Source organism: Stenotrophomonas sp. STEN054, from assembly GCF_056854535.1.
In genome coordinates this window covers 69,808-82,652 of the sequence record NZ_JBXFWG010000006.1, presented here as the reverse complement: position 1 = coordinate 82,652, position 12,845 = coordinate 69,808, and the positions used below count along the sequence as shown (strand labels likewise).

Here is a 12,845-nt window from a genome sequence, read left to right as displayed (position 1 = left end):
CCATGCTTGGCCGCTTTTCGCGGGCTGGCAGATGCGTCGAGCATGGCTCGACGCTACAACAAGTGCGGCGGTAGCGATGATGCGCAGCGAGAGTGAACGCAAGGAGCTGGGCGGCTTCCTGAAAGCCTGCCGCGCCCGTGTCGACCCCGCCACGCTTGGCCTGCCGGCCGGGCGGCGGCGCACCCCGGGCCTGAAGCGCGAAGAAGTGGCGCTGGCCATCGGGGTCAGTGTCAGCTGGTACACCTGGATCGAGCAGGGCCGCGAAGTACGTGCCTCGCCCGAAGTGCTTGAGCGCCTTGCGAAGGTGCTGCGCCTGAGCGATGACGAGCGCGCGTATGCCTTCGCGCTGTCCGGTTACGGCGTGCCGCTGGAATCGCCGGACGAAAGCGTGACCGACGGCCTGCGCCAGCTGGTGGAGGCGATGCAGCCGATCCCGGCCTACGTCCGCAACACGCGCTTCGACATCCTGGCCTGGAACGCGGCCATCGCCGATCTGTTCGTGGATTACAGCCAGTTCCCGCCGAACCAGCGCAACACGCTGTGGCTGATGTTCCTGTACGCGCCTTACCGCGAACGTATCCTCAACTGGGAAGAGATGAGCCGTGGCCTGCTGGCCGGGTTCCGTGCGGCGATGGCGCAGGCGCCGGACAAGGCGCCGTTCCTGGCGCTGGCCGAGGACATTTCGGCGCAGAGCGAGCCGTTCCGCCTGTGGTGGCCGGAGCATGACGTCCGTCGTTTCGACGAGGGGGCGAAGAGGCTGATGCATCCCACGCGCGGGTTGCTGGACCTGCAGTACGTGGCGCTGGTGCCGGAGAGCCGGCATGACCTTTCGCTGGTGACCTACCTGCCGCGGAAGTAGGGGGGAGGTGTTCGGCAGGGCTTGCAGCCCTGCACCTGCTGCAATCAACGTCAACGTCAAAAGCCAGAGCGGGTTCCCGTAGTTGGGCGGGGCGGGGGGGGGGGGGGGGGCGGGCCCCCGGCGGGCCCCCCCCCCCCCCCCCCCCCCCCCCCCCCCCCCGCCGCGCCCCACCCCCCAACAGCGGGGTCATGCCGTTCTGACAGATCGCGGTGGTCTGTCGAAGGCGGGGTGGGTTCGGTTGAGGGGGTGTGAGCGGCATGGATGCCGCGACCAAGCCCCCATGGACGGGTTCACGGCGTCCCCCTCAACCGGACGCACCCCGCCAACCCACGGATCGCCAGCACTTGACGTTGCATTGAGCAGGTGCAGGGCTGCAAGCCCTGCCATAACGCCCCTCCCCAGACAGGTAAGTGCAGGTCACAGGATGAGCAGACGCCTTGTTGCTGCCATCGAACAGGTCCACATTCCTGTCCAGGACACGGGCCGCCGGCCCGTTGTCGAGACAACAGGAGACCTGCATGTCCACTGCCCCCACCACCGCCATCTCCCGCGATCCGGCCACCGGCCAGCCGATCGCCAGCCACCCCTTCGCTACCGCCGCTGAGCTGGAAGACCTCCTGCAGCGCGGCCAGGCCGGCTTCGCCGCATGGAGCACGCAGTCGCTGGACGCGCGCGCTACCGTGCTGCGTGCCATGGCCGCCGTCCTGCGCCGAGACCGCGAGCCGCTGGCCGCGATGGCCACCGCCGAGATGGGCAAGGTCCACGCCGAATCGCTGGCCGAGATCGAGAAGTGCGCGCTGCTGTGCGACTGGTACGCCGACAACGGTGCCCAGTTCCTGCGCGACGAGCCCACCCAGGTGCCCGATGACAAGGCCTACGTGTCCTACCTGCCACTGGGCGTGGTGCTGGGCATCATGCCGTGGAACTTCCCGTACTGGCAGGTGATGCGCGCGGCGGTGCCGATCCTGATGGGCGGCAACGGCTTCCTGCTGAAGCCGGCCGAGAACATCGTCGGTACCGCGCAGCTGCTCGATGCGGCGTGGCGCGAGGCCGGCCTTCCGGACGGCACCTTCATTGCCGCCAACATCAGCCGCGAGGGCACCAGTGCCGCCATCGCCGATGACCGCATCGCCGCCGTCACGCTCACTGGCAGCGTCGCCGCCGGTCGCAGCATCGCCGCCCAGGCCGGGCAGGCGCTGAAGAAGGTGGTGCTGGAACTGGGCGGCTCCGACCCCTTCATCGTGCTGGCCGATGCTGACCTCGACGCCGCCGTCGATGCAGCCGTGGCCTCACGCTTCCAGAACACCGGGCAGGTCTGCATCGCCGGCAAGCGCATCATCGTCGAAGAGGCTGTCTACGAGCGTTTCGTGGCGCAGTTCTGCCAGAAGGTGCAGGCGCTGACCATCGGTGATGGCCGCGAAGCCGGCAACCGCATCGGCCCGATGGCCCGCCAGGATCTGCTCGAGCAGCTCGACGCGCAGGTGCGTGCCTCGGTCGATGCCGGCGCGCAGCTGCTGGTCGGCGGGCATCAGCTGGATCGCCCGGGCAGCTTCTACGCGCCCACCGTGCTGGCCGGGGTCGAGCCGGGCATGCAGACCTTCGATGCCGAGACCTTCGGGCCGGTGGCCTCGATCAGCCGCGCCCGCGACGCCGACCATGCGGTGGAGCTGGCCAACCAGAGCGAGTTCGGCCTCAGCGGCAATCTGTGGACCGGCGACCATGAACGGGCCACGCAGCTGGCGCGTCGCCTGCAGACCGGCGGCGTGTTCGTGAACGGATTCTCGGCCTCCGACCCGCGCGTGCCGATCGGCGGTGTTAAGAAGAGCGGCTTCGGCCGCGAGCTCTCGCACTTCGGCATCCGTGAATTCGTCAACGCGCAGACGGTCTGGTTCGACAAGCGTTGACGCGCGGCTTCCACCCTTCCTGCAACGATCCACCATCAGTCCAGCGAAAAGGACGGCATTCCAATGTCCAAGGGTTCAGATCTGCTTGTCGCCGCACTTGAGAACGAAGGCGTCGAGCGTATTTTCGGTATTCCCGGCGAAGAAAACCTCGACGTGGTCGAGTCGCTGCGCCATTCCAGCATCGATCTGGTCATCACCCGCCACGAGCAGGCGGCGGTGTTCATGGCCGCCACCTACGGCCGCCTGACCGGCAAGCCGGGCGTTTGCCTGGCCACCCTCGGCCCGGGCGCGCTGAACTTCACCACCGGCGCGGCCTATGCGCTGCTGGGGGCGTGGCCGGTCATCATGATCACCGGCCAGAAGGGCATCGTCGCCAGCAAGCAGGCGCGCTTCCAGATCGTGGACATCGTCAGCACGATGAAGCCGCTGACCAAGCTGGCCCGGCAGATCGTCTCGGCGCGCACCATCCCGACCCTCGTCCGCGAGGCCTTCCGCGTGGCCCAGGAGGAGCGCCCGGGCCCGGTGCTGCTGGAGCTGCCCGAGGACATCGCCGCCACCGAGGTGGAGGGCGTGTCCCTCATTCCGACCCACGCGGTGGACCGGCCGATTGCCAGCCCCGAAGCGCTGGACCGCGCGGCGGAGATCATCCGCAGTGCCAGGCGCCCCCTGCTGATGATCGCCTCGGCGGCATCGCGCCCGCAGTCCAGCGAAGCGCTGTCGGCCTTCGTGCAGCGCGCCGGCATTCCGTTCTTCACCACGCAGATGGGCAAGGGCGCGGTGGCGGGCGGCTCGGGCCTGTACATGGGCACCGCGGCGCTGACCGAGCGCGACTATGTGCACATGGCCATCGACCAGGCCGACGTGATCGTGACCATCGGCCACGAAGTGACCGAGAAGCCGCCGTTCGTGATGCGCCCGGGTGGCCCGACCGTCATCCATATCGGCTATTCGCAGGCCGCGGTGGAGCAGGTCTATTTCCCGCAGGTGGAGGTGATCGGTGATATCGGCCGATCGCTGACCCAGCTGGCCGACCGCATCGAAGGCGCCGTGCCGCATGCCGATGCCCTGCTGCCGCTGCGCGCGACCATCCTCGAGCACCTTGCCGACCGTGCCGAGGAAGCGGGATTCACCCCGCAGCGGCTGGTGCATGACGTGCGCCAGGTGATGCCGCCGGACGGCATCGTGGCGCTGGACAACGGCATGTACAAGATCTGGTTTGCGCGCAATTACCGCACCCAGGTGGCCAATACGCTGCTGCTGGACAACGCCTTGGCGACGATGGGCGCGGGCCTGCCGTCGGCGATCACGGCCTCGATCCTGTACCCCGAGCGGCGGGTTCTGGCGGTCTGTGGCGATGGCGGCTTCATGATGAACAGCCAGGAGCTGGAGACGGCGCGGCGGCTGGGCCTGAACCTGGTGGTGCTGATCCTCAACGACGGTGCCTACGGGATGATCCGCTGGAAGCAGGCGGTGGATGGCTTCACCGACTACGGCATGACCTTCAGCAACCCGGATTTCGTGAAATACGCCGAGGCGTATGGCTGCAAGGGCCACGAGGTGACGGCCATCGAGCAGTTCATCCCGACCCTGGAAGCGGCCTTCAATGAGGGTGGGGTGCATCTGGTCTCGGTGCCGGTGGACTACTCCGAGAACCAGCGTGTGCTGGTGGAGGAGCTGCGTCAGGCGTTCCCCGGGAATGCCTGAGGTAGCGCCGGGCCACGTCCGGCGGATTCCTGCCGACGACCGCTGGGCATGGCCCGGTGCTACCGGCTCCGGCGGGGCCCGGGCAGGGCGGTTTTGCTATGCTGTGCAACCGGCTGCGCCGGGCGCTGTACCCCCTCCCACTACACGATTCCCGCAGATCCATGAGCGAAGCTACCGATACCCCCCCCGTCGACGAAAACAAGTTGATCGCCGAGCGCCGTGAGAAACTCAAAGCGCTGCGTGGGCAGGGCATCGCGTACCCGAACGACTTCCGTCGCGAGGACTTCGCCGGGCAGCTGCAGGCCGAGTTCGCCGATGCCGACACCTGGACCGCCGAGGCCCTGGAAGGCAACGGCCGCCAGGTGAAGATGGCCGGCCGCCTGATGGCCAAGCGCATCATGGGCAAGGCCAGCTTCGCCCAGATCCAGGACGAATCCGGCCGCATCCAGCTGTTCCTGCAGGGCGGTGCCCTGGGCGACGCCTACATCGCCTTCAAGGGCTGGGACGTGGGCGACATCATCGCCGTCGAAGGCGCCCTGACCCGTACCAAGACCGGCGAGCTGTCGGTCAAGGCCGAATCGATCCGCCTGCTGACCAAGTCGCTGCGCCCGCTGCCGGACAAGTGGCACGGCCTGGCCGACGTCGAGCAGCGCTACCGCCAGCGTTACGTTGACCTGATCGTGACCCCGGAATCGCGCGCGGTCTTCATCAAGCGCTCCAAGATCATCCGGGCCATGCGCGCGTGGCTGGACAACCGCGACTTCCTCGAAGTCGAGACGCCGATGATGCATTACATCCCCGGCGGCGCGGCGGCCAAGCCGTTCACCACCCACCACAACGCGCTGGATCTGGATCTGTACCTGCGCGTGGCGCCGGAGCTGTACCTCAAGCGCCTGACCGTGGGGGGTCTGGAGCGCGTCTACGAGATCAACCGCAACTTCCGCAACGAAGGCGTCAGCACCCGCCACAACCCGGAATTCACCATGATGGAACTGTACGAGGCCTATGCCACGTACAACGAGATCATGGACCTGACCGAAGGCGTGATCCGTGACGTGGCCACCTCCGTCAACGGTGGCACCGAAGTGGAGTGGGACGGCGCGAAGATCGACCTGGGACCTGCCTTCCGCCGCTGGCGCATGGACGAGGCGGTGCGTCACCACAACCCGGAAATATCGGCCGCCGACTGCACCGACCGCGAGGCGCTGCTGCGCCATTGCGAGCGCCTGAAGATCCGCGTCAAGCCGTCCTACGGCTGGGGCAAGCTGCTGCTGGAGATCTTCGAAGCGACCGTCGAACACACCCTGATCCAGCCGACCTTCATCACCGACCACCCGGTGGAAGTCTCGCCGCTGGCCCGTGCCAACGACAACGATCCTGGCTATACCGACCGCTTCGAACTGTTCGTCAACGGCAAGGAGCTGGCCAACGGCTTCTCCGAGCTGAACGACCCGGAAGATCAGGCGCAGCGCTTCCAGGCCCAGGTGGCCGCGAAGGAAGGCGGCGACGACGAGGCCATGCATTACGACGCCGATTACATCCGTGCGCTGGAGTACGGCATGGCACCGACCGGCGGCCTGGGCATCGGCGTGGACCGCCTGGTGATGCTGCTGACCGGCAGCAGTTCGATCCGCGACGTCCTGCTGTTCCCCTACATGCGTCCCGAGCAGTAAGACGCAGTTCCGCTCCCGACTGTGCGCGCCGTCCCGGATCCGGGCGGCGCCATTGACGCGATCCGCACTCGGCGTATGGTTGTTGCACGGCCTTGACACCCGCTATGGCTTGATGGGGTAGCGAGGGCCGATGTGAGGATGCGTCGATGTGGAGAACCCGCTTCACATTGTGACGACGATCATGAACCGGGGAGCTCGTGACGGGAGTCGTACCGATGCAGGGTGCCAGTGTGCACAGCGGCGGGGTATCCTCGCTGGCTGATCTTCCAGCGTGGTCGAGAAGGCAGGCAGAGAACGCCTTGAACATCGTCATCGTCGACGACCAGACGTCCGCAAGGACGATGCTGCGCCATGTCATTGAAGACATCGCGCCCGAATTGAGCGTGCACGATTTCGGTGATCCGCTCACCGCGCTTGCGTGGTGCGAGTCGTACCCGGTCGATCTGCTGCTGCTGGATTACCGCATGCCGGAGATGGACGGGCTTGAGTTCGCCCGCCGTTTCCGCCGGCTGCCCAAGCACCGCGACATCCCGGTGATCCTGATCACCGTGGTCGGCGACGAGCCGATCAGGCAGGCCGCCTTGGAAGCGGGCGTGATCGATTTCCTGGTCAAGCCGATCCGGCCACGCGAACTGCGTGCGCGCTGCTACAACCTGCTGCAGCTGCGGCAGCAGGCCGAGAACGTGAAGCAACGTGCGCTGTCGCTCGAACAGCGGCTGCTGGCCAGCATGCACGAGGTGGAAGAGCGCGAACGCGAGACCCTTTCGCGGCTGGCGCGCGCCATCGAGTTCCGTGATGCCGGCACCAGTGCCTACCTCGAGCGCATGGCGCGGGTGGCCGGGCTGATCGCCGAGCAGCTGGGCCTGCCCGAGGAAGAGGTCAAGCTCATCGAGATGGCCGCCCCGCTGCACGACATGGGCAAGATCGCCATTCCCGATGCGGTGCTGCTCAAGCAGGGCAAGCTCAACGACGAGGAGCTGGCGATCATGCGCCGGCATCCGCGCATCGGCCACGAACTGCTCAGTGGCAGCCAGAACCGCTTCATCCAGGTCGGCGCGCTGATCGCGCTGCGCCACCACGAACGCTATGACGGCAGCGGCTATCCCGATGGACTGGTCGGCGACGCGATTCCGCTGGAAGCGCGCATTGTCGCCGTTGCCGATGTCTTCGATGCGCTGATCTCACCGCGCCCGTACAAGGAAGCCTGGACGATGGAAGCAACCCTGGCGTATCTGTACGCCCAGCGCGGCCGCCTGTTCGACCCGCGTTGCGTGGATGCGCTGCTGCGCGGCCGCGAGCAGCTGGAACAGATCTGCGCCGAGCATTCCACCGCCTCGGCGCGGCCGGGGATGGGCGCGTGACATCCCTGCTGTCGCGGATCCGCCTGCGGTTGTCCCAGCGCCACGACAGCGAACACGGGCAGCAGATCGTCCGTATCGTCCTGATCAGCTTCATCCTGGCCTACGTGCTGCTGCCGGCGCCGCGCCACGACCTGCCGCACGACCAGTACGTGGGCGTGCTGGCCATTGTCCTGACCGGCCTGTCGCTGTCATTGCTGCTGTTCGGCTGGCTGCTGTGGAAGCCGGGCCGCTCCGATCCGCGTCGCGTGCTCGGCATGCTGGCCGACTACGGCCTGATCGCCGCGGGCATGGTGCAGATGGGCGAACCGCTGGCGTGGGTCTACATCGTGGTGATGTGGGTGACCGTCGGCAACGGCATGCGCTTCGGCAACAACTACCTCTACGTCGCCGTGGCGATGGCGATGGTCAGCTTCGGCAGCACCGTGCTGCTTACACCTTACTGGGAGCGGAACCTGCGGCTGGCGATCGGGCTCTGGCTGGGCCTGGCTGCGGTACCGTTGTATTTCTCGACCCTGCTCAAGCAGTTGACCAGGGCCATGGCCGAGGCGCGGCGCGCCAGTGAAGCGAAGAGTCGCTTCCTGGCCAACATGAGCCACGAATTCCGAACCCCACTCAATGGATTGAATGGCATGACAGAAGTATTGGCGACGACTCGCCTGGACGATGAGCAACGCGAGTGCCTGAACACCATCCAGGCCTCTTCCCGCAGCCTGCTGGCGCTGGTCGAGGAGGTGCTGGACATCTCCGCGATCGAAGCAGGGAAGCTGCGCGTGGTCGCCGAGGATTTCGTGCTGGCCGACGTGGTCCAGGCCATCGGCCTGATCCTGCTGCCGCAGGCCAAGGCCAAGCACCTGGAGTACAAGGTCAAGGTGGCCGCGAACGTGCCCGCCACGCTGCGCGGCGACGTCGGCCACCTGCGGCAGATCCTGCTCAACCTGGCTGGCAACGCGGTGAAGTTCACCGACCACGGCAAGGTGGAAGTGCGCGTGGGCCTCGTCCACGCCGACACCAATGGCTCGGTGCGCCTGCGCTTCGACATCATCGATACCGGTATCGGCGTGCCGGTGGCCATGCGGCCGCGGCTGTTCGAAGCGTTCGAGCAGGCTGACGTCAGCATGGCCCGTCGCCACGAAGGCACCGGCCTGGGCACGACCATCGCCAAGGGCCTGGTCCAGGCCATGCACGGTGAGATCGGCTATCTGGACAGCCCGCCGCAGGGCAGCCACTTCTGGGTCGAACTGCCGTTTGCGCCGTCGGAGCCGGTGGTGCCGGGCGCGGTGCCCAGCGTGGCCGCCGGCGAGGAAGTCGGGCCGGGCGGCAACGTCATCGCCTTCACCGATCCGTTCCTGCGCCACCGCGCCCGCGTGCGCAGCATGCAGATCCTGGTGGCGGATGACCACGAGGCCAACCGCATGGTGCTGCAGCGCCTGCTGCAGAAGGCCGGGCACAAGGTGATGTGCGTCGATGGCGGTGAGGCCGTGCTCGATGCGCTGGCCGAGAGCGAGTTCGACGCCGCCATCGTCGATCTGCACATGCCGGGCATGAGCGGCCTGGACATGCTGAAGGAACTACGCGTGATGCAGTCCGGCGGCGGCCCGCGCACGCCGGTGCTGGTGCTCAGTGCCGACGTAACCCCTGAAGCGATCCAGCGCTGCACCCAGGCCGGCGCGCATGCGTTCCTGGCCAAGCCCGTGGTGGCCGTGCGCCTGCTCGATACGCTGGCCGAGATCGCCAACAACGCCCAGCTGAAGGCGTCGGCGCCGCCGATCGTGCGCACCGCGACCAACCTCGATGGCGTGCTCGACACCGGCGTGCTGGATGAGCTGGCCTCGCTGGGCATGGGCGACGGTTTCGAGCGTGAGTTCATCCGGCAGTGCCTGGAGGACGCCGAGAACTGCCTGCGCAAGGCCGAGGTCGACGGTGAGGCAGGCCGCTGGGGTGCCTTCCGCGAACAATCCCACGCGATCAAGGGCGTGGCCGGCAACCTGGGCCTGGTGCGTGCCGCCAACCGCGCCGGCGAACTGATGCGGATGGCCGACTGGCAGCTAAAGGCCGAATGGCGCCCGCGCCTGGCCGTGCTGCAGGGCGCGATCAAGGAAGGGCGGCAGGCCCTGGATGCACGCGCCGAGCGCAAAGTACGCGGCGCGGCCGACGACATGGAACGGTAGCGTCGAGCTTGCTCGACTGCCTTTGTTTCATGTAGTGCCGAGCCATGCTCGGCTGCATTCGGCGCGGTCCGCGAAGCAAGGCATCCACGCATGGCGTGGATCTACTGGGTCCGCGACGCAGTAGTGCCGAGCCATGCTCGGCTGCATTCCGCGCGGTCCGCGAAGCAAGGCATCCACGCATGGCGAGGATCTACTGGGTCCGCGACGCAGTAGTGCCGAGCCATGCTCGGCTGCATTCGGCGCGGTCCGCGATGCAAGGTATCCACGCAGCAAGGCATCCACGCATGGCGTGGATCTACTGCCTTGGTTGCGCGAGCGCGAAAAAAAGCCCGGGGGCCAGCCGGGCTTGAACCCATAGGGGGAGGAGAGCAATCAGGCGGCGTCGAGGCCGGCGCGACGGGTCTGTGCCTTGATCAGGCGATCCATCGTGCGCAGCGAACGATCACCCAGGGCCAGGGCGGAGTCGACCCAGACCTTGGTGATTTCCAGCAGCTCGTCGTAGCTGACCGACTGCGCCAGGTTGCGTGCCGCGTTCATGGCCAGGTACGACTGCGGCAAGCGCTGCTGGTGGCGGATCATGTCATCGACGGCGGCGCGGCCTTCCCCCTTCTTCACCAGCACGTCGACCACGCCCAGGGCGTGCATTTCCTCGGACGAATAGACGCGGCCGTCGAGGATGATCTTTTCGGCCAGCTGCGGCGACACACGGCGGCACAGGAACGAGTACGCGCCCATGCCCGGGAACAGGCCGAACAGCACTTCGGGCAGGCCCATGCCGCAGCCTTCCTCTGCCACGATGGTGTGGCAGGCCAGGGCCATTTCCAGGCCGCCACCCAGCGCATCGCCCTGGACCAGCGCAATCGAGCGCACGTCACCGCCGAAGCCGGTGTGCAGGTGGTGCACGCCTTCCACGCAGCGCTGCGCATAGGTCAGCAGCAGGTCGCGGTTGCCTTCGCGGATCAGGCGGGTGAACAGGTCCAGGTCGCCGCCCAGGTTGTACGCAGCAGCATCGGAGGCCAGCACGAAATGGCGCAGCCGACCGCTGTGGCGCTGCGCCGGGCCACGGGTGATGGCGCTCATGTAGCTCCACATCTCGTCCAGCATGTCCTTGCGGCAGCAGGGACGTATGCCCGTGGCCGCGTCGGCGTGCATGAACAACCAGTGGGCGGAGTCGTCGTCGTTGTCTTCGGTACGGATGGTGGCGAACGTCGAACCGCTGGCAGACAGCTTTTCAATGGTACTCATGGAAGGGTCCTCGGCATGCGGCCCGCAGAGAGAAGTGGTGGCCGGCGGGCCGGACGGTCCACACACGCGGCGATGCTACACCGGGCGCGGCACCGGCACGCGAAAAGGCCCGGGTTGTTTCCAACCCGGGCCCTGAAGGTGTTCGAATTCGCCGAAAGCCTTACGTGGCGGGCGTATCGCGGAGCTCGCGACGGAGGATCTTGCCCACGTTGGTCTTCGGCAGCTCTTTTCGGAATTCTACGATTCTGGGGTGCTTGTAGCCGGTGAGGTTGGCCCGTGCATGTTCCTTGACCATTTCGGCGGTCAGGTTCGGGTCCTTCTTCACGATGACCACCTTCACCACTTCACCGGACTTCTCGTCCGGCACGCCGACAGCGGCCACTTCCAGCACGCCCGGCATCATCGCGATGACGTCCTCGACTTCGTTCGGGTACACGTTGAAGCCGGACACCAGGATCATGTCCTTCTTGCGGTCGACGATGTAGAAGAAACCCTGCTCGTCCATCTTCGCCATGTCGCCGGTGTGCAGCCACTGGTCGGCATCGATGGCGGTGGCGGTTTCGTCGGGGCGCTGCCAGTAACCCTTCATCACCTGGGGGCCGCGAATGCACAGCTCGCCCACTTCGCCCATGGCCAGGGTATTGCCGTTGTCGTCCTTGATGCAGGCATCGGTGGACGGGATCGGCAGGCCGATGGCGCCGTTGTATTCCTTCAGGTCCAGCGGGTTGATGCAGGCCGCCGGCGAGGTCTCGGTCAGGCCGTAGGCCTCGACCAGGGTCACCCCGGTCACCTTCTTCCAGCGCTCGGCCACCGCACGCTGCACGGCCATGCCGCCGCCCAGGGTCACCTTCAGCGAAGAGAAGTCGACGGTGTCGAAGCCGGGGGTGTTGAGCAGGCCGTTGAACAGGGTGTTGACGCCGGTGATGGCGGTGAAGCGCACCGACTTGAGCTCCTTGACGAAGCCCTTCATGTCACGCGGATTGGTGATCAGGTGGTTGCAGCCACCGAACTTCATGAAGACCAGACCGTTCGCCGTCAACGCGAAGATGTGGTACAGCGGCAGGGCGGTGATGATCCACTCCTTGCCCGGCTCGATGCCCGATGCGCCGATCCAGGCCGAGGCCTGCTGCATGTTGGCGATCAGGTTCCGGTTGGTCAGCATCGCGCCCTTGGCCACGCCGGTGGTGCCGCCGGTGTACTGCAGGAAGGCGACGTCGTCGTGGTCGATCTCGACCTTGGGCAGGGTGTGGCGGCTGCCGAGCTTGAGCGCCTGGCGGAAGCGCACCGCGCCCTTCAGATGGTAGTTGGGTACCATCTTCTTGACGTACTTGAGCACGAAATTGACGATCGTGCCCTTCAGGCCGAGCAGGTCGCCCAGGCCGGTGGTGATGACGTGCTTGACCGGAGTGTCGGCGATGACCTGCTGGACGGTGTCGCCAAAGTTGTCGACCACCACAAGCGCGCTGACGCCGGCATCGACCAGCTGATGCTTCAGCTCGCGCGCGGTGTACAGCGGGTTGACGTTGACCACGGTCAGGCCGGCGCGCAGCACGCCGAAGGTGGCGATCGGGTACTGCAGGCAGTTGGGCATCATCAGGGCGACGCGGTCACCCTTCTTGAGCTTGAGCTCACCCAGCAGGTAGGCGGCGAACTGCTCGACCAGGGCGTCGGTTTCGCCATAGGTGAGGACCTTGCCGAAACTGGAGTAGGCGGGACGGTCGCGGAATTTCGCGACGGAAGCGTCGAAGACCGAAGCTACCGAATGGAACTCGTTGATGTCGATCTCGGCGGGAACGCCTTTCGGATAGCTCTGCAGCCAGGGACGATCCAGACTCATATTCCCCCTCCAGGAATCGTTTTTGATGGGTACGGCGCGGACAGTATCCGCCAGAACCGCTCGCAGCAGCATACCGTTCCGTAGGGAAAACGCG

At 66.6% G+C, this 12,845-nt stretch carries 8 protein-coding genes; 6 read left to right on the top strand and 2 right to left on the bottom strand.

What is annotated here, in order from left to right:
- The first annotated feature begins 76 nt into the window (after positions 1–76).
- The 6 genes from AC1VXD_RS03805 (at position 77) to AC1VXD_RS03780 (ending at position 9,669) form a co-directional block, all read left to right on the top strand.
- Positions 77–859 carry a helix-turn-helix transcriptional regulator gene (locus tag AC1VXD_RS03805; protein ID WP_482990946.1) on the top strand — a complete coding sequence of 261 codons (783 nt, stop codon included), beginning with the start codon at positions 77–79 and terminating at the stop codon, positions 857–859.
- A gap of 518 nt (positions 860–1,377) precedes the next feature.
- Entirely contained in the window at positions 1,378–2,763 is a 1,386-nt protein-coding gene (locus AC1VXD_RS03800; RefSeq protein ID WP_482990907.1) for an NAD-dependent succinate-semialdehyde dehydrogenase, read from the top strand.
- A gap of 63 nt (positions 2,764–2,826) precedes the next feature.
- Entirely contained in the window at positions 2,827–4,467 is a 1,641-nt protein-coding gene (locus AC1VXD_RS03795; RefSeq protein WP_482990906.1) for an acetolactate synthase large subunit, read from the top strand.
- A 161-nt stretch (positions 4,468–4,628) separates the two neighbouring features.
- Positions 4,629–6,140 carry a lysine--tRNA ligase gene (lysS, locus tag AC1VXD_RS03790; RefSeq protein WP_482990905.1) on the top strand — a complete coding sequence of 504 codons (1,512 nt, stop codon included), beginning with the start codon at positions 4,629–4,631 and terminating at the stop codon, positions 6,138–6,140.
- A 215-nt stretch (positions 6,141–6,355) separates the two neighbouring features.
- The gene (gene rpfG, locus AC1VXD_RS03785) at positions 6,356–7,501 is read left to right on the top strand and encodes a cyclic di-GMP phosphodiesterase response regulator RpfG (protein WP_108768753.1); all 1,146 of its coding nucleotides are present in this window, start codon (positions 6,356–6,358) and stop codon (positions 7,499–7,501) included.
- Positions 7,498–9,669 (top strand): response regulator, encoded by a 2,172-nt coding sequence (locus AC1VXD_RS03780; protein ID WP_482990904.1) that lies wholly within the window; start codon positions 7,498–7,500, stop codon positions 9,667–9,669. The genes rpfG and AC1VXD_RS03780 overlap by 4 nt, the downstream gene beginning before the upstream one ends.
- A 372-nt stretch (positions 9,670–10,041) precedes the next feature.
- On the opposite strand, the gene AC1VXD_RS03775 is transcribed toward AC1VXD_RS03780, so the two are convergent.
- Positions 10,042–10,914: a crotonase/enoyl-CoA hydratase family protein gene (locus AC1VXD_RS03775; RefSeq protein ID WP_482990903.1), complete on the bottom strand. Its 873-nt coding sequence runs from the start codon at positions 10,912–10,914 to the stop codon at positions 10,042–10,044.
- Between the two features lie 160 nt (positions 10,915–11,074).
- Positions 11,075–12,751 carry a long-chain fatty acid--CoA ligase gene (locus AC1VXD_RS03770; protein ID WP_108768756.1) on the bottom strand — a complete coding sequence of 559 codons (1,677 nt, stop codon included), beginning with the start codon at positions 12,749–12,751 and terminating at the stop codon, positions 11,075–11,077.
- Positions 12,752–12,845: the final 94 nt, after the last annotated feature.

Excerpts from the sequence above, each read along its gene's own strand:
- AC1VXD_RS03805 (WP_482990946.1), top strand. The coding sequence starts at position 77 with ATGATGCGCAGCGAGAGTGAACGCAAGGAGCTGGGCGGCTTCCTGAAA.
- AC1VXD_RS03800 (WP_482990907.1), top strand. The coding sequence starts at position 1,378 with ATGTCCACTGCCCCCACCACCGCCATCTCCCGCGATCCGGCCACCGGC.
- AC1VXD_RS03795 (WP_482990906.1), top strand. The coding sequence starts at position 2,827 with ATGTCCAAGGGTTCAGATCTGCTTGTCGCCGCACTTGAGAACGAAGGC.
- lysS (WP_482990905.1), top strand. The coding sequence starts at position 4,629 with ATGAGCGAAGCTACCGATACCCCCCCCGTCGACGAAAACAAGTTGATC.
- rpfG (WP_108768753.1), top strand. The coding sequence starts at position 6,356 with ATGCAGGGTGCCAGTGTGCACAGCGGCGGGGTATCCTCGCTGGCTGAT.
- AC1VXD_RS03775 (WP_482990903.1), bottom strand. The coding sequence starts at position 10,914 with ATGAGTACCATTGAAAAGCTGTCTGCCAGCGGTTCGACGTTCGCCACC.
- AC1VXD_RS03770 (WP_108768756.1), bottom strand. The coding sequence starts at position 12,751 with ATGAGTCTGGATCGTCCCTGGCTGCAGAGCTATCCGAAAGGCGTTCCC.